The sequence below is a fragment of the Streptomyces sp. NPDC005435 genome (assembly GCF_040703155.1).
Taxonomy (GTDB): domain Bacteria; phylum Actinomycetota; class Actinomycetes; order Streptomycetales; family Streptomycetaceae; genus Streptomyces.
Genome location: NZ_JBEXEQ010000008.1, coordinates 175720 through 192964, shown reverse-complemented (window position 1 = coordinate 192964; position 17245 = coordinate 175720). Strand labels below are relative to the sequence as shown.

The 17245-nt window shown below is 73.7% G+C and carries 13 protein-coding genes and 1 pseudogene; 9 read left to right on the top strand and 5 right to left on the bottom strand.

What is annotated here, in order from left to right; all coding sequences use genetic code 11:
- Positions 1 to 1265 precede the first annotated feature (1265 nt).
- From AB0898_RS12570 to AB0898_RS12560, 3 genes are all read left to right on the top strand, one after another.
- A complete protein-coding gene (locus AB0898_RS12570; RefSeq protein ID WP_366802867.1) occupies positions 1266 to 2228 on the top strand; it encodes a protein phosphatase 2C domain-containing protein in 963 nt (320 codons plus the stop codon).
- A gap of 71 nt (positions 2229 to 2299) precedes the next feature.
- Entirely contained in the window at positions 2300 to 4042 is a 1743-nt protein-coding gene (locus tag AB0898_RS12565) for a pyruvate dehydrogenase (protein ID WP_366802866.1), read from the top strand.
- A 417-nt stretch (positions 4043 to 4459) separates the two neighbouring features.
- Complete coding sequence (locus AB0898_RS12560) at positions 4460 to 4825, top strand: ATP-binding protein (RefSeq protein ID WP_366802958.1); 366 nt, start codon at positions 4460 to 4462, stop codon at positions 4823 to 4825.
- A 91-nt stretch (positions 4826 to 4916) separates the two neighbouring features.
- Here AB0898_RS12560 and AB0898_RS12555 read toward each other — a convergent pair whose 3' ends face one another.
- Both AB0898_RS12555 and AB0898_RS12550 read right to left on the bottom strand, forming a co-directional pair.
- Positions 4917 to 5957: a DUF2637 domain-containing protein gene (locus AB0898_RS12555; protein WP_366802865.1), complete on the bottom strand. Its 1041-nt coding sequence runs from the start codon at positions 5955 to 5957 to the stop codon at positions 4917 to 4919.
- Positions 5958 to 6179: 222 nt separating this feature from the next.
- Positions 6180 to 7025: a (2Fe-2S)-binding protein gene (locus AB0898_RS12550; RefSeq protein WP_366802864.1), complete on the bottom strand. Its 846-nt coding sequence runs from the start codon at positions 7023 to 7025 to the stop codon at positions 6180 to 6182.
- Positions 7026 to 7226: 201 nt separating this feature from the next.
- Between AB0898_RS12550 and AB0898_RS12545 the strand changes: the two genes are divergently transcribed.
- Positions 7227 to 8048 (top strand): GntR family transcriptional regulator, encoded by an 822-nt coding sequence (locus tag AB0898_RS12545; RefSeq protein WP_366802863.1) that lies wholly within the window; start codon positions 7227 to 7229, stop codon positions 8046 to 8048.
- A gap of 53 nt (positions 8049 to 8101) precedes the next feature.
- On the opposite strand, the gene AB0898_RS12540 is transcribed toward AB0898_RS12545, so the two are convergent.
- On the bottom strand, positions 8102 to 8884 hold the full coding sequence (locus AB0898_RS12540) for a hypothetical protein (RefSeq protein WP_366802862.1): 783 nt from the start codon (positions 8882 to 8884) through the stop codon (positions 8102 to 8104).
- Positions 8885 to 9130: 246 nt separating this feature from the next.
- The gene (locus AB0898_RS12535) at positions 9131 to 10804 is read right to left on the bottom strand and encodes a PucR family transcriptional regulator ligand-binding domain-containing protein (RefSeq protein WP_366802957.1); all 1674 of its coding nucleotides are present in this window, start codon (positions 10802 to 10804) and stop codon (positions 9131 to 9133) included.
- 297 nt (positions 10805 to 11101) lie between these two features.
- On the opposite strand from AB0898_RS12535, the gene AB0898_RS12530 reads away from it, so the two are divergent.
- From AB0898_RS12530 to AB0898_RS12510, 5 genes and pseudogenes are all read left to right on the top strand, one after another.
- The gene (locus AB0898_RS12530; RefSeq protein WP_366802861.1) at positions 11102 to 11995 is read left to right on the top strand and encodes an FAD binding domain-containing protein; all 894 of its coding nucleotides are present in this window, start codon (positions 11102 to 11104) and stop codon (positions 11993 to 11995) included.
- Positions 11995 to 12618: a (2Fe-2S)-binding protein gene (locus AB0898_RS12525; protein ID WP_366802860.1), complete on the top strand. Its 624-nt coding sequence runs from the start codon at positions 11995 to 11997 to the stop codon at positions 12616 to 12618. Before AB0898_RS12530 ends, AB0898_RS12525 begins: the two co-directional genes overlap by 1 nt.
- Before the next feature lies 1 nt (position 12619).
- Positions 12620 to 15031 (top strand): xanthine dehydrogenase subunit D, encoded by a 2412-nt coding sequence (gene pucD / locus AB0898_RS12520; RefSeq protein WP_366802859.1) that lies wholly within the window; start codon positions 12620 to 12622, stop codon positions 15029 to 15031.
- Between the two features lie 28 nt (positions 15032 to 15059).
- Positions 15060 to 16211, top strand: a complete 1152-nt coding sequence (locus AB0898_RS12515) for an XdhC/CoxI family protein (protein WP_366802858.1) — start codon at positions 15060 to 15062, stop codon at positions 16209 to 16211.
- A 197-nt stretch (positions 16212 to 16408) separates the two neighbouring features.
- Positions 16409 to 16533 (top strand): annotated as a pseudogene (locus AB0898_RS12510) (LysE family translocator); the annotation flags it as partial.
- Between the two features lie 44 nt (positions 16534 to 16577).
- Here the strand turns inward: AB0898_RS12510 and AB0898_RS12505 are convergent.
- Complete coding sequence (locus AB0898_RS12505) at positions 16578 to 17018, bottom strand: SRPBCC family protein (protein WP_366802857.1); 441 nt, start codon at positions 17016 to 17018, stop codon at positions 16578 to 16580.
- Positions 17019 to 17245 lie beyond the last annotated feature (227 nt).

Sequence of the window (17245 nt, the reverse complement as noted above, 5' to 3'; positions counted from 1 at the left end):
GGGGTCCCTCCGAGGCGGCTGGGCGGGGTCCTCCAAGGGGGAGGGCAGATTTTCGTACTATCGTCCACACGTTCACTCGATAGGACGTTCGAGATGGGTGGGAGCGCCGGATTTCTCCGATGCCCCGTTTTCGTCCCGCCCCTGCGGTGAGAATCAAGGGCATGAGCCAGCAGGGGGGAAGGCCCGCCCGTCGTGACGACGACTGGTGGGGGCAGCTGTACGACGAATCGGCCGACGACGCCGGCCCCACGGCCGCGCCCGATTCCCTGGACGACCGTTTCGCCTCGGCGAAGGACACGGTGTCGGCTCCGCCGGGGGACGCGGTTCCCTCCGGGGGCGAGGGGGAGGAGGTGCGGGTTCCGTTACCGGGGCAGCGGGGAGACTCGGACGGGGCCCGGGGCGCGGGTTCCGGTGTGGACCGGGGGCCCGACCCCGACATCGATCGGCGCGCTGTCCCTGAAGGGGGTCGGGGTCTCGGCCCCGACCCGGACTCCGAGGCCGGTTTCGACCCCGTCCCCGGGCAGCGAACCGACCCTGACGTCGCCCCCGACCCCGCCCCGCCGACCGACGCGGCCCCGCCCTGGACGCCCCCCGAGCCCGAGACCGGCCCGCGCCCCACCTTCCCGCCGATGCCCGGCTGGCCCGCGACCGCGTCCGGGGAACCGGGGACGGTCCATCCGGGACGCCCCGGACATTCCCCGGAGAACGCCCAGCCGCCCGCGCCGGGTACGACGCCCCGGCCGGGTACGACGCCCCGTACGGGGCTTCCCGGTCACACCTCCGAGCCCGCTCCGGCACCCGGCTCGGAGCCTCCGGATACCGACCCGGGTACGGTCCGCCTGGCATACCCCGCGCACCCCACGAAGCCCGACCGGACACATCCGCCGCACCCCACGGAGGCCGGCCCCGGCACGGTCCACCTCGGAGTCCAGGGGCGCCGCCCGGAGCCGGGCCACTCACCCGCGCCCGTGACCCCGTCCGTGGACGGAGGCAGCCCCGAGGGCTCCCCGGCGCCCGGCCGGTCACCCGCGCCCGAAACCCCCTACGCCGACCGAGGCCGTCCCGAAGACTCCCCGGTCGCGGACCCGTCACCCGCGCCCGAAACCCCGGCCCCAGCCCCCGACACCTCCCACCCGGAGACCCCCCAAGCACCCCCCTCCGACCCCTCGCCCACCGCCTCGGGAACGGTCCGCCTGGGCATCCCCACCCCCGACCCCGCACCCCCGGAGGACCTCCCGCAACACCCCACCCCCACCATCACCTACGTGGGAACCCGGCCCCCCACCTACGACCCCGAGCCCGTGGCGCTCCCCACCGCCGACCCCGACGCCCTGGCGGATCTCGTCTCCGACACCGTGCTGGACGGTGCCCGGTACGGGACGTGCACGTTGCGGGCGGCCTCGCTGCGGGGGGACTCGGCGCGGTACCGGGGGGAGCCGCGCAGGGATGCGATGCTCACCGCACGGTTCGGGAGCGGGGAGCACGCGCTCGTGCTCGTCGCCATGGCGACCGGCGCGCGTGCCGCGCCCAAGGCGCACCGGGCGGCCGCCGAGGCGTGCCGGTGGATCGCGGGGGCGGTCGGGCGGAGCCATGAGCGGCTGGCCGAGGACGTGCGGGCGGGCCGGAAGGGGGACCTCAAGCCGGGGCTGCACCGGCTGACCGACCGCAGCCTCGGGATGCTCCGCGCGAGCGCGGCGGAACAGGAGCTGGACCCGGAGCTGTACACCGCGAGCCTGCGCTGTCTGCTGCTGTCCGCCGACCCCGACTGCCGCAACCGCGTGTTCTTCGGCGCGGGGGAGGGCGGACTGTTCCGGCTGCGGCGCGGGGAGTGGCAGGACATCGAGCCGAGCCCGCCCACCGCCGACGCCGAAGCCGAGAGCGGGGGCGCCCCCTTCGGCGCCCTGCCCGCGGCCGGCCCCGAGGGCGACCGGCTCACCCTGGACCTCGGTCTGCCCGCCCCGCCGAGCCCGTTCGCCCCGGCGCCCGTCGCGGACCCCCAGCCCGCCTTCCGGTTCCGGGCCTCCGTAGCCCGGCCGGGTGATGTGCTGCTGATGTGCACCGGCGGTCTCGCGGAGCCCCTGCGCGGGGAGCCCGCGCTCGGCGCGTTCCTCGCGCGCCGCTGGTCCCGCGCCGCCGCGCCCGGTCTCGCCGCGTTCCTGGCGGACACGCAGACGCGGGTGAAGGGGTACGCCGACGACCGTACGGCGGCGGCCGTGTGGGAGGCGTGAGGGCGGACCCTGTGACTTCATGGAACCGGAAAGAGGCGTATTCCGGGACCGCGAAGGGGCAGTCGACCACCATGGCCAAGCAGAACGTCGCCGAGCAGTTCGTGGACATCCTCGCCCGCGCCGGCGTGCGCCGTATGTACGGCGTCGTCGGCGACAGCCTCAACCCGGTCGTGGACGCCATCCGCCGCCACCCCGGCATCGACTGGGTCCATGTGCGCCACGAGGAGACCGCCGCGTTCGCGGCCGGGGCCGAGGCCCAGATCACCGGCAGACTGACCGCGTGCGCGGGCTCGTGCGGCCCGGGCAATCTGCACCTCATCAACGGCCTCTACGACGCCCACCGCTCCATGGCCCCCGTGCTCGCCCTCGCCTCCCACATCCCCTCCAGCGAGATCGGCCTGAGCTACTTCCAGGAGACGCACCCCGAGCGGCTGTTCCAGGAGTGCAGCCACTACAGCGAGATGATCTCCAACCCCCAGCAGATGCCCCGGCTGCTCCAGACCGCCATCCAGCACGCGATCGGGCAGAGCGGCGTCAGCGTCGTCACGCTGCCCGGCGACGTGGCCGACGAGCCGGCCCCGGACAAGTCCTTCGAGAGCGCCCTGGTCACCTCCCGGCCCGCGATCCGCCCCGGCGACGCCGAGATCGAGCAGCTGGTGCGGATGATCGACGAGGCCGAGAAGGTCACCCTGTTCTGCGGCAGCGGCACGGCGGGCGCCCACGCCGAGGTCATGGACTTCGCCGGGCGCGTCAAGTCGCCGGTGGGGCACGCGCTGCGCGGCAAGGAGTGGATCCAGTACGACAATCCGTACGACGTCGGCATGAGCGGTCTGCTCGGCTACGGGGCCGCGTACGAGGCCACGCACGAGTGCGACCTGCTGATCCTGCTCGGCACCGACTTCCCGTACAACGCGTTCCTGCCCGACGACGTGAAAATCGTGCAGATCGACGTGCGTCCCGAGGTCATCGGCCGCCGCTCCCGTCTCGACCTCGCCGTGTGGGGAGACGTCCGCGAGACGCTGCACGCGCTGACGCCCCGGGTGAAGGAGAAGACCAACCGCCGCTTCCTCGACCGGATGCTGAAGAAGCACGCCGACGCGCTGGAGGGCGTGGTCAAGGCCTACACCCGCAAGGTGGAGAAGCACGTCCCGATCCACCCCGAGTACGTGGCCGCCGTGCTCGACGAACTCGCCGACGACGACGCGGTGTTCACCGTGGACACCGGCATGAACAACGTGTGGGCCGCCCGGTACATCTCGCCCAACGGCCGCCGCAGGATCATCGGTTCGTTCACGCACGGCTCGATGGCGAACGCGCTGCCCATGGCCATCGGCGCCCAGTGCGCCGACCGCGACCGGCAGGTCATCTCCATGTCCGGCGACGGCGGATTCACCATGCTGATGGGCGACTTCCTCAGTCTGGTGCAGCTGGATCTGCCGGTGAAGGTCGTGCTGTTCAACAACTCCTCCCTCGGCATGGTCGAGTTGGAGATGCTCGTCGCGGGTCTGCCCTCGTACGGCACCACGGACGTGAACCCCGACTTCGCCGAAGTCGCCCGCGCCTGCGGGGTGTACGGCGTGCGGGTGGAGAAGCCGAAGCACCTGGCCGGGGCGCTGAGGGACGCCTTCCGGCACAAGGGTCCCGCCCTGGTGGACGTCGTCACCGACCCCAACGCGCTGTCCATCCCGCCGAAGATCAGCGCCGAGATGGTCACCGGCTTCGCGCTGTCCGCCTCGAAGATCGTGCTGGACGGCGGGGTCGGCCGGATGCTCCAGATGGCCCGTTCCAACCTGCGGAACGTGCCCCGGCCCTGATCGCCCGTCACCGAGCGTACGGTTTCGGCCACTTTCACAACACGTTCACGGAGTGTGGACCTCCGGTGCCGGACGGTCGCGCACGCGGCCACGGGGGCGCCCGGGGCGCCGTAAGGCCTCCTGGGCGTGTCCGGCCCCTCCGGACGACCCTCGGCGGCGCCGGCGGGACCGCGCCCGTACGTGGCCGAACAGGCGGCGGTCGGCGGCCGCCCATGACTGCCCCCGGGGCCGCTGGGCAAGCATCCCGGGGTACGCGTTCGACGCTCGACCAGGAGGGGGAGGTCAGGCAACGTGCGGGCGGGGGGCATCACCAGACGGACACGAGGAGGCGGACCCGGGAACACCGGGGCGTCATCCGCGGACACGGGGGAAGGGACGGACGACCATACCGACGAGGGGCGACGGCTCAGCCGCAGGCTGGCCCGCGCCGATCTCGCGGCGGTGCCCGAGGCGCGCCGCGATCTGCGACGGCTGCTGCGCGGCTGGGGACGGCCCGGCGGCGCGGAGACGGCCGAACTGCTCACCAGCGAACTGGTCACCAACGCACTCGTGCACACCGACGACGACGCGGTGCTGACCGCCGTCGTCTCCCCGCGCGGACTGCGCGTGGAGGTACGGGACTTCATGGCCCGCAGACCACTGCTCCGCGCGGCCGATCCCACCGACGACACCCACGGCCGGGGACTCGTCCTGGTGCGTTCCCTCGCGGACGCCTGGGGCGTACGGCCGCACCGGGTGGGCAAGTCGGTGTGGTTCGAACTCGGCGCCGGGGCAGGGCGGTAGACCGGACGGCACACGGCACACGGCACACGGCAACGGGACGGGGCGCCCTCCGCGTGGGTGGCGCCCCGTCCCGTACCGCAGTGCGGCGTGCTCAGCCGAACTGCTGCTCCAGATCCTTCAGTTTGCGCTCCAGTGAGTCCAGGCGGGGGATGGCCATGGTGTCGTCCTCGGCGGTGAGGTCGACCGTGACCGGTTCAGTCGCCTTCCTTACGGGCTGGAGGGACGGCCGTGAGCGTCCGGGCAGGGTGTCCGGTGCCGATATGGCAGGCTCCGCGGACGCCGTCGCCGCGTCACGGTCCATCTGCACCTCGACCTGCCGGGCCTGCGTGCGCCCGACGACTCCGCTCGCACCCCGGCTCAGCGCCTTCAACTGGGCGCGCTCCACCCGCTTCTGGTCGCGGCGGCGCTGCCGGGTCTCCTCCTTCTGCCGCTTGTCGTCGCGGGCCTCCTCGACCGCCTCGTCCAGGCTGCGGACACCCTCAAGGAGCATCAGCGACCAGGCGCGGAAGGTCTCACGAGGGGCCCGTACCCAGCGGACGATACGAATCTGCGGCAACGGACGTGGCACCAGGCCCTGTTCGCGCAGTGCCGCCCGCCGGGTCTGCTTCAGCGCCCGGTCGAACAGCACGGCAGCCGAGAGCGACATGCCCGAGAAGAACTGCGGTGCGCCGTCGTGGCCCACGCCACGGGGCGCGTGCACCCAGTTGAACCAGGCCGCCGCCGCGGCGAACATCCACACCAGGATGCGCGACCCCAGCGCGGCGTCGCCGTGACTGGCCTCGCGCACCGCGAGCACGGAACAGAACATGGCCGCGCCGTCGAGGCCGAAGGGCACCAAGTACTGCCAGCCGTCGGTCAGTCCGAGGTTCTGCTCGCCGAAGCCGACCAGTCCGTGGAAGGACAGGGCGGCCGCCACCGCCGCACAGCAGAAGAGCAGGACGTAGGACGCCGTGCCGTACACGGCCTCCTTGCGCCTGCGGCGCTCCTCGCTGCGCTCCCACGAGTCGTCCGCATTCGCGCTCTCCGCGGAGGCACGTTTGCCGCGCGCGAGTACCGCCACCGCCACCAGCATCCCGAGGAGCAGTACGGCGCCCGGCAGCAGCCAGTTGAGCGATATGTCGGTCAGTCGCATCAGCGGTCCCTCGCATTGGGATGGGGTGTAACGCCCGCCATAGTGGCCCATACCCGGCGTGACTCCGGGGATTTCGGGGCAAGAGACCGCCAAGGAAGTGCCCTGGGGTGACCGGAGTGGCAAATCGTTCGAACTGCCGCTTGAGGGGCGGGAGTCGAGTTCGAATAAAGACTCCTCGTACGGACGGTTCCGTAACGGGGTTCCGGTGGTAGGCGACGACGCTCAGGCGGCCGCGGTGGTGGCGGCCAGCCGGGAGATCCGCTCGCTGTCGCAGGTGCGCGGGCAGGTGTCGCAGGCCTCCGCCGGGCGCAGGGTGTAGAACATGCAGCAGCTGACGCGGTCCCGGGTGGACACCGGCGCCCCGTCCGGGCCGGGCAGCTCGCGGAAGGCGGCCGAACCGGCGTACGGCTTCGTGGCGCCCGGCAGCAGCCGCTCCAGCTCGCGCATCGCGCGCGACTCCTCGCCCTCGCCGAGCAGCCCGGCGACGTACCAGAGCCCCTCCACGATCTCGTCCGTCGCCATGCCCCACAGCGCGCGCCCGCGGCGGCGCATCCGGGGGCCGAAGGCGCCGAGCACCGGCTCCAGGTGCTCCGCGACGGCCGCGCGCACCTCGGCGCGCAGGGCCTCCTCGTCGGCCACGACGACCGCGCCGGGCAGGTCCGCCGCCGGGTCGTCGGGCAGACAGGCGAAGGCGCCCGGACGCAGGGTCATGTGCGAGGTGGTGCGGTGGTAGGCGACGTGCGCGGCGGGCAGCCGGGGCACGCGGCGGTGCAGGAACCACGGCAGGGTGATCATCAGACAGACCGGCCAGGCATAGCGGTGCAGTCCGAAGCTCGCGATGACGTCCGGGCGTCCGCGCTGCCCGTAGTCGCGCAGCACCTGCTCGTCGTCCCAGGCCAGGAACGAGTCGAGCTGCTCGCCGTCGGCCGCGAGCCCGTCGCCGGTGACCCAGCCCTCGCCGTCGGGCAGCGGCTCCGCCGGACCGTTCAGCAGCGTCACGGTGAGGTACGGATAGACCTCGGCGAGACGGGCGTACGCGGCGGTGAGCGGCGAGGCCGCAGCGGGCATGGCGGGACCACCGATCCTTGAGTACGGGCGCTGACGTGCAGGTAAGGCTAACCTTACCCGTCCTCCGGGGAATTTGAACTGCCGCCCCGGGCGCCTAAGGTTCTTGACGGACATATGACAGACCGCCGTCGATGTCCCCCTCGGTCCCGGGAACTCACCAGGACCTCAGGACCCGACCGCCGACAGCCGGAGGAGGACCCCGTGAAGCAGGGACTGCACGACCTCGCCGGAGCGGGACTGCCATGGGGCGCGGCGCGGCCCACGACACCCCGGGTACCGCCCCAGCCCGGACCCGCCGAACCCGGAGCCGCGCCCCGCGAACGGGCCGCCGGCCCGACGGGCGTACGCGGCGAACACACGCACAGCGAGACGCCGATCCGCGTACCGCGCGCCGCCGTCCAGCGCTCCTCGGTGCGCGGGCAGATCCTCGACGCGCTGCGCACCGCGCTGGTCACCGGCGAACTGGAGCCCGGCGAGGTCTACTCGGCGCCGGTCCTCGGCGAACGCTTCGGCGTCTCCGCGACCCCTGTCCGCGAGGCCATGCAGCAACTCGCCCTGGAGGGCGCCGTCGAGGTCGTCCCCAACCGGGGCTTCCGCGTCGTCCGCCGAGGGGCCCGCGAGCTGGCCGAACTGGCCGAGGTGCGGGCCCTGTTGGAGGTGCCGGTGCTGCTGCGGCTGGCCCGTACCGTCCCGCCTGGCCGCTGGGCCGAACTCCGCCCCCTCGCCGAGGACACGGTCCGCGCCGCCGGTTCCGGGTGCCCCGCCGTCTACGCCGAGTCCGACCGCGCCTTCCACCGGGCGGTGCTGTCGCTGGCGGGCAACGAGCAGCTGGTCGGCATCGCGGAGGACCTCCACCGCCGCTCCCAGTGGCCCCTGGTGGGCCCCCAGGCCCGCCGCGGCCGTACGGCACTGCTGGCGGACGCGACGGAACACCTCGCCCTGCTCGACGCGTTGATCTCCGGGGAGTCCGAGGAGGCGGCGCGGCTGGTGGGGGAGCACTTCGGCGCGGGGCGCCCGGCGTGACGCGCCCCGCACGCCGAAACGTGACGCGCCCCGCACGCTGAAGCACCGCGGGGCTACGCCGTGGCCGCTCCCGGCGCGGGCGGGTTCAACTGCCCGGCCAGCCACGTCGGTACGCCGCCCAGGAGGCGGAACAGCCGGCGGGCCTCCTCGCGCAGACGGGAGGCCTCCGGTTCCGTCTCGGTGTCGGCCAGGGAGGCCAGCGCGGGGGCCGTACCCACCAGGTAGCCCAACTCCTCGCGGATGCGCAGGGATTCGGCGAAGCCGTGCCTGGCCTCGGCCAACTCGCCCTCGCGCAGGGCGAGTCCGGCGAGGTGACGCCAGGTGAAGGACAGCAGCAGCGGGGCGGAGTGCGCGGTGGCGCCCGCGTGGGCCCGGCGGTAGGCGGCGCGGGCCGCCTGCGGGGAGCTGCTCAGGTTCTCGGCGAGCAGTCCGCGCCGGAAGTCCAGCAGGGCCCGCCCGGGGGACCCCGGCGCGATCAGGGCCGCCGCCCGGCCGAGCGCGGCGCGTGCCTCGTCGGCGCGGTCCCGTACCCCGTGCAGCGTGGACGCGTAGGCGAGCTGGCCGCGCTCGCAGGCGGCCGCGCCCCGCTCGTCGTCGGTGTGCGCCCGCGCCTCCGCCGTACGCAGCGCGTCCTCCGCCGCCTCCCAGCCCCGTTCGGTGTACAGACAGCGCTCCACGAGCAGGGCGGCCCGCTGCAGGGCCGTGCCGGGGGTGTCCGCCGGCAGCAGTGCCGCCGCGTCCGCCCAGCAGGCCCGGGAGCGCAGCCGCCACACCGCGGTCTGGAGTGGATCGTCACCGGGGGTCGTTCCGTAACCAGACATGGCGGTGTACGCCACGTTGCCTCCTCCAGCACGCCGTCGAGCCGATGAGTGGTGGCGGCATTCCAGCACCGATCTCCGCGCGAGGCCAAGAGGATGGGTGAATTTTTTCACAAAGTTCCCGGCGCACGGATGCGCCGGGGGCGCTCGACCTGGTGTCCGAGGCGGGAGGACGCCGCCGGAACGGCGCCCGGGGGAGGCGTGCGCGTGCCCCTGACCGGCCCCGGGCCGACAGGGAACCCCTCCGCCCAACCTCCGGAGGGGTCAGTTCATGCGCAGCGCCAGGAAGAAGTCCAGCTTGTCCTCCAGGCGGGACAGGTCGCGGCCCGTCAGCTGTTCGATGCGGCCCACGCGGTAGCGCAGGGTGTTGACGTGGAGGTGCAGGCGGGCGGCGCAGCGGGTCCAGGAGCCGTCGGACTCCAGGAAGGCTTCCAGGGTGGGGATCAGCTCGGCGCGGTGGCGGCGGTCGTACTCCTTGAGGGGGTCCAGGAGGCGGGCCGTGAAGGCGCGTCGTACGTCGTCGGGGACGAACGGGAGGAGCAGGACGTGGGAGGCCAGCTCGTGGTGGCCGGCGGCGCAGACGCGGCCGGGGCGGGCGGCCGCGACGCCACGGGCGTGCCGGGCCTCCTCCAGGGCGCCGCGCAGCCCCTCCGCGGAGTGCACGGCGGCGCTGACGCCGAGGGTGAGGCGGCCGTCGCCGTCCAGGCCCGCCGTCAGGGCCTCCCGTACCGAGCGGAGGAGGGCGTCCGCGAGAAGCCCGGTCTCGGAGCCGTCGTGCTCGGCGGAGACGGCGGGCAGCGGCACCAGCGCCACGGCCTCGTCGCCGGTGTGCGCGACCGCGACCCGGTCGGCGGCGTCCGGACCGGTGGCCAGCGGATCGGCCAGGACCTCTTCCAGCAACGACTGGGCGACCGGGCCGCCCGCGACCGCGCCGTCCTCCCACTCGACCCGGGCCACGACCACCTGCCAGTGCGGGGCCGCCCCGAGACCGGGCAGCAGCACCGGCGCGGCGACCCGCAGCCGGGCCGCGATCTCGGCGGGCGCGGCGCCGGACTGCACCAGCTCCAGCACCTCCTGCGCGAGCCGGCGGCGCACGGTCCGGGACGCCTCGCGCCGGTCGCGCTCCACGGCTATCAGCTGGGTGACGCCCCGCAGCAGGTCGAGGCGCTCCTCGGGCCAGTCCGCCGCGTCCGCCGCCACCGCAAGCAGCCAGTCGGTGAGCACGGTCTCGCGCACGTCCGGCGCGTCCTGCGGGGTACGCCCGGAGGAGCGGACCGGGAAGAGGGAGTACGTCGTGCCGTCGACCACGACCCGGTGCGGTCCGGGCCGCCCGGCGCGGGTGGCCGCCAGATGCTCGGCGGCGAGCTGTACGAAAGTCTGCGCGTCGGGCGCCGGGCCCGACGCCTTGGGGGCCGCTATCGCGCGACCGGTCGGCGAGAGCACCCAGGCGCGCAGGTCCAGGTCGCTGCCGAGCAGGTCGAGGACCACGTCCGGGCCGCCGCCCGCCGGGCCGGAGGTCATCATCCGCCGGTGCCGGTCCACCACGGCGGCCAGGTCGCCGGCCCGCTCGCCGGACACCTGCCGTACGACGTGTTCCGTGATCGTCGCGAACGCCACCGACTCGTCCACCGCGAACAGCGGCAGCCTGTGCCGGGCGCAGGCCAGCACCAGGTCCTCGGGTATGTCGCGGAGCTCGGCCTCGCCCGCCGCGAGCGCCGCGACCTGGGCCTGCACCAGCAGGCGTACGAACGCCTCCGAGTCCTCCGCGTCCCGGCGCCAGGCCAGGCCCGTCAGGACCAGCTCGCCGCCGGAGAGATAGCGGCTCGGGTCGCGCAGGTCGGTCGTCATGACCCCTCGCACCGTACGGTCCAGCTCGTCCTCGCCGCCGAGCAGCCGCAGGCCCAGCGCGTCGGTGTCCAGCAGTGCGCGCAGCCGCATCTCGTCGCCGCCATTCTTTGTCTCGAAACACATGGTCCGTGCCGCCGGACCGTCTCCGTGTCTCCCGGGGGAAACGTTTCCGGGAAGGGAGGAAACGTTTCCGGGGGGAAACGGAGAGATTGCCGATGACCTCCGTTCATACGAATCTACAAGATGCCCGCCCTGGCCAGCCAACTCCTTCATGGTTTCCGTGACTGACCGGGGCGGCGCGCGCGGCGGTGTACTGGGAGCACTCCCCGCCAAAAACACTCGAATGAATCGGCTTCGCCGACCCAGAGACGAGGAAGAGAACCGGTCATGGACTTCCTTCGCCCCGCCAGCTGGGAGGAGGCGCTCGCCGCCAAGGCCGAGCACCCCAGCGCCGTGCCGATCGCGGGCGGCACCGACGTGATGGTCGAGATCAACTTCGACCACCGCCGGCCGGAGCACCTCCTCGACCTCAACCGGGTCGGAGATCTCTACGAATGGGAGACCGGCGAGGACACCGTACGGCTCGGCGCGAGCGTCCCCTACGCGGCGATCATGCGGCACCTGCGCGCCGAACTGCCCGGACTCGCCCTCGCCGCGCACACCGTGGCCTCCCCGCAGATCCGCAACCGGGGAGGCGTCGGCGGCAACCTCGGCACCGCCTCCCCGGCCGGGGACGCCCACCCCGCGCTGCTCGCCGCAGGGGCCGAGGTCGAGGCCGAGTCGGCGGCCCGGGGCACCCGGATGATCCCCATCGACGCCTTCTACACCGGGGTCAAGCGCAACGCCCTCAAAGCCGACGAACTGATCCGCGCGGTGCACATCAAGAAGGCCGAAGGCCCCCAGCAGTACGCCAAGGTCGGCACCCGCAACGCCATGGTCATCGCCGTCTGCGCCTTCGGCGTCGCCCTGCACCCCGAGACCCGGACCGTGCGCACCGGCATCGGCTCCGCCGCCCCGACGCCCGTACGGGCCCTGGTCGCCGAGGAGTTCGCGAACGCGGCCCTGGACGAGGGCCGGCACTGGGACACCGGCAAGCCGCTGCCCGCCTCCCTCGTCCAGCGGTTCGCGGACCTGTGCGCGGGCGCCTGCAACCCGATCGACGACGTCCGGGGCACCGCCGGGTACCGCCGTCACGCGGTCGGCGTCCTCGCCCGCCGGACGCTCACCTGGACCTGGGAGTCCTACTGCGGCGGCCGCCGCGCCACCGAGGGAGCCGCCTGATGCGCGTCAGCTTCACCGTCAACGGACGCCCCCAGCAGGCCGACGACGTCTGGGAGGGCGAGTCCCTGCTCTACGTCCTGCGTGAACGGCTCGGGCTGCCCGGCTCCAAGAACGCCTGCGAACAGGGCGAGTGCGGCTCCTGCACGGTCCGCCTCGACGGCGTCCCGGTCTGCTCCTGCCTGGTCGCGGCGGGCCAGGCCGAGGGGCGGGACGTGGTCACCGTCGAGGGGCTCGCGGAGCACGCCCGGCAGCGCGTGGACTGCAACTCCGCGGGGGGTGCGTGTGGTACGGCGGGTACGTCCGGTACGGCGGATGCGTGCGGTACGACGGCCGCATCCGGTGCGCCGGGTACGTCCCTGGAGGAGGCCCGGCGGTGGCAGCCCGGCACTGGTGGTGAACTCGCCCCGATCCAGCAGGCGTTCATCGACGCGGGCGCCGTGCAGTGCGGCTTCTGCACCCCCGGACTCCTGGTCGCCGCCGACGAGTTGCTGGAGCAGAACCCCGACCCGTCCGACGCCGACATCCGCGAGGCCCTGTCGGGCAACCTGTGCCGCTGCACCGGCTACGAGAAGATCATGGACGCGGTCCGCCTTGCCGCCGCCCGCCAGACCGAGGGGGCGTGAGATGACACCACCCGAACTCCCCACCACCACCCGCCCGTCGGGCGCCCCCACGAAGATCACCCAGGGCTCCGGCGCCCGGGGCGGCATCGGCGAGTCCACGCTCCGCCCGGACGGAATCCTCAAGGTCACCGGCGAGTTCGCCTACTCCTCCGACCTCTGGCACGAGGACATGCTGTGGGGGCAGATCCTGCGCTCTCCGCTCGCCCACGCCGAGATCGTCTCCATCGACACCGCCGAGGCCCTCGCCCTGCCCGGCGTCCACGCCGTCCTCACCTACGACGACCTGCCCGCCGAGGCGCGCCACTACGGTCTGGAGATCCAGGACACCCCCGTCCTCGCCCACGGCAAGGTCCGCCACCACGGCGAGCCCGTCGCCGTCGTCGCCGCCGACCACCCCGAGACCGCCCGCCGCGCCGCCGCCAAGATCCGCGTGGAATACCGGGAGTTGCCCGTCGTCACCGACCACGCCTCGGCAACAGCCCCCGACGCGCCCCTCGTTCACGAGCACCGCGACGACCACCACTTCCCGTATGTCCCGCACCCCAACATCGTCCACCGGCAGCCCATCGTGCGCGGCGACGCCCAACTGGCCGCCGAGCGCGCCGATGTGGTCGTCACCGGCGAGTACACCTTCGGCATGCAGGACCAGGCGTTCCTCGGCCCCGAGTCCGGGCTCGCCGTTCCCGAGGAGGACGGCGGCGTCCACCTCTACATCGCCACCCAGTGGCTCCACTCCGACCTCCACCAGATCGCCCCCGTCCTCGGGCTGCCCGAGGACAAGGTGCGGATGACCCTGGCCGGGGTCGGCGGCGCGTTCGGCGGGCGCGAGGACCTGTCGATGCAGATCCACGCCTGTCTGCTCGCCCTGCGCACCGGACGCCCGGTGAAGATCGTCTACAACCGGTTCGAGTCCTTCTTCGGACACGTCCACCGCCACCCCGCCAAGCTCTACTACGAGCACGGCGCGACCCGCGACGGCAGGCTCACCCACGTCAAGGCCCGTATCGTCCTCGACGGCGGCGCCTACGCCTCCTCCTCCCCGGCCGTCGTCGGCAACGCCGCCTCCCTCGGCGTCGGGCCGTACCAGGTGGCCGACGTCGACGTGGAGGCCATCGCCCTCTACACCAACAACCCGCCCTGCGGCGCCATGCGCGGCTTCGGCGCGGTCCAGGCGTGCTTCGCCTACGAGGCCCAGATGGACAAGCTCGCCAAGGCACTCGGCATGGACCCGGTGGAGCTGCGGCAGCTGAACGCGATGGAGCAGGGCAGCGTGATGCCCACCGGACAGATCGTCGACTCGCCCGCGCCGGTCGCCGAACTCCTGCGCCGCGTCAAGGCGTTGCCCCTGCCGCCCGAGCGCCAGTGGGAGTCCAGCGAGGGCGCCGACGTACGCCAGCTGCCCGGCGGACTCTCCAACACCACCCACGGCGAAGGCGTCGTACGCGGCGTCGGCTACGCGGTCGGCATCAAGAACGTGGGTTTCTCCGAGGGGTTCGACGACTACTCCACCGCCAAGGTCTGCATGGACGTCACCGCGGGAGTGCCCGTCGCCACCGTGCACACCGCGATGGCGGAGGTCGGCCAGGGCGGTGTCACCGTGCACGCGCAGATCGCCCGCACCGAGCTGGGCGTGAGCCAGGTGACCATCAAACCGGCCGACACCCGTGTGGGCAGCGCCGGTTCGACCTCCGCCTCCCGGCAGACGTACGTCACCGGAGGCGCCGTACGCCACGCCTGCGCCCTGGTGCGCGAGAAGGTCCTCGCCATCGGGCGCCGCAAGTACGGCAGTTATCACCCGGCGTGGGCCACGGCCGAACTCCTCCTTGAGGACGGCAAGGTGGTCACCGACGGCGGGGAGGTGCTCGCCGCGCTGGCCGACGTGCTGGAGGGCGAGAGCGTCGAGGTCGAGGCGGAGTGGCGGCACCGGCCCACCCAGCCCTTCGACCGGCACACCGGACAGGGCGACGGACACGTCCAGTACTCCTTCGCCGCGCACCGCGCCGTCGTCGAGGTCGACACCGAACTCGGCCTGGTCAAGGTGATCGAGCTGGCCTGCGCCCAGGACGTCGGCAAGGCGCTCAACCCGCTCTCGGTCACCGGCCAGATCCAGGGCGGCACCGTCCAGGGCCTCGGCATCGCGGTCATGGAGGAGATCCAGGTGGACCCCGTCACCGCCAAGGTCCGCAACCCCTCCTTCACCGACTACCTCATCCCGACCATCCTCGACACCCCCACCATCCCCGTCGACATCCTCGAACTCGCCGACGGCAACGCCCCGTACGGGCTGCGCGGGGTGGGCGAGGCGCCGACCCTCTCCTCGACTCCGGCCGTCCTGGCCGCGATCAGGGACGCCACCGGACTCGATCTGGCGCGTGTCCCGGTGCGCCCCGAGCATGTGACGGGAACGGCATGAGACCGGCGCGTGGTCAGGAGGCCCACTGATGCTCGACATCGCCGAGGAACTGGACCGGTGGATGACACAGGGCCGCGACTTCGCCGTGGCCACCGTGGTGGGCGTCGGCGGCAGCGCCCCCCGCCCCCAGGGCGCGGCCCTCGCGGTGGACGGCGACGGCACGGTCGTCGGCTCGGTCTCGGGCGGCTGCGTCGAGGGCGCGGTGTACGAGCTGTGCCAACAGGCGCTCGTGGACGGCGAGACCGTGCTCGAACGCTTCGGGTACGACGACGCGGACGCCTTCGCCGCCGGGCTGACCTGCGGCGGAACCCTCGACGTCCTGGTGACCCCGGTGCGCGCCGACAGCCCCGGCCGGCCCGTGTTCGCCGCCGCGCTGGCCGCCGCCGCCCGGGGCCGTACGGCGGCCCTCGCCCGGATCGTGGCCGGACCGGCGGAACTCCTCGGCCGGGCCCTGCTCGTCCGCCCCGACGGCACCCCGCTCGGCGGCTTCGGCGCCCACCCCGAACTGGACCGCACCGTCGCCGCCGAGGCGGCCGCCTTCCTGGACGCCGGCCGCACCGGCACCGTGGAGACCGGCGAGCTGGGCGAGCGCTGCGGCGCCCCGGTGACCGTCCTCGTGGAGTCCTCGGTGCCGCCGCCCCGGATGATCGTCTTCGGCGCCGTCGACTTCGCGGCCGCGCTGGTCCGGGTCGGCGCCTTCCTCGGCTACCGCGTCACCGTGTGCGACGCGCGCCCCGTGTTCACCACCCGGGCCCGCTTCCCGGAGGCCGACGAGGTCGTGGTCGACTGGCCGCACCGCTATCTGGAGCGCACCGCGACCGATCCCCGTACCGTGCTCTGCGTCCTCACCCACGACCCCAAGTTCGACGTGCCGCTGCTGTGCCACGCCCTGCGTCTGCCGGTCGCCTACGTCGGCGCGATGGGCTCCCGGCGCACCCACCTCGACCGCCTGGAGCTGCTGCGCGAGGCCGGCGTCACCGAGCTGGAACTCGCCCGACTGCACTCCCCGATCGGGCTCGACCTCGGCGCCCGCACTCCCGAGGAGACCGCGCTGTCCATCGCCGCCGAGATCGTCGCCGCCGGGCGCGGCGGCAGCGGGGTGCCGCTCACCGGGGCGCACACCCCGATCCACCCCGACACGCCGGACCGGGCCGCGCGGCGCATCGGGTCGGTGGCCTGAGCGGCGGGGCCCCATCTGCGTGAAATCCACGGCTACTTGTGACCGTCGCGTCCGCACGTGAGCAACGAGAAGGCCGGTCCCGTCATCCAGGCGGTCAGGGTGCCCCGCGCGCCTTCCTTCGAGCTGCCGCTGCCGCTGCCGCTGCCGCTGCCGCTGCCGCAGCCGTGGGCGTCGGCTCGGTCGTCGAGCGCTCGCCGGTCGCCCCGGGCGCCCGGGACTGGTTCGCCCGGTCGCCCCGGCGGCTCGCGGCCGTCGGCGGGCGGGCGGGCTCGCGGTGATCGGGCTGGGTGTGACCGTCGCGGTGGCCGGCCGCAAGGACTGAACCCGGCGTCGGCCGGGCGGGCCGTTCCGGCCGGGGCGGGTGTCTCACTCCCGCCGCAGCAGCCCGTTCACCGCGCGCCCGAACATCGACTGGGCCACGCTCGTCGTCACCCCGTCGAAGGAGCGGGGCAGGAAACCCACGCGCAGCTCCTCCCGCCACACCACCCGGGTCCGCCCGCCGGGCCCCGGCCGCACCTCGATCTCGGCCCAGCCCAGCACCACACGGCCGCGCTTCTCCAGCCGGCACAGCCCCGGTTCGTCGTCCACCGGGGGCCGCCAGACGGTGACGTCCATCGGGTCGTCGAAGGTCAGCGGACCGACACCCGTACGGGCGACGAAGCGGGTGCCCACCCCGGTCGGCGGGGGCGTGACCACCTCGACGCGGGTCAGCGGCACCACGTCGGCGTGGCGGGGCCAGTCGGTGAGCCGGCGCCACGCCTCCGGGAGGGGAAGGGGGACCGTGCGTTCGAGCGTGAAGAGAGGCACGCCACGATCGTAGGGAATCACCGGCGCCCACCGGCCCGTTCGCTCCCGCGCTCACCTGCCCGGCGCAGCGTCCGGGCGTACGACGGCGCCCCGGCGCGCGGGCCGGGTGGCCACGTGTCACCGGTCACCACCTTCGGTGGGCCGTACACGTGACTGCGTCCGGCGCACGCTCCGGGGCGCCCCCTACTGGTCGTCCCCCAGGGGATCGCCCGTAGTTGGACAGGGGG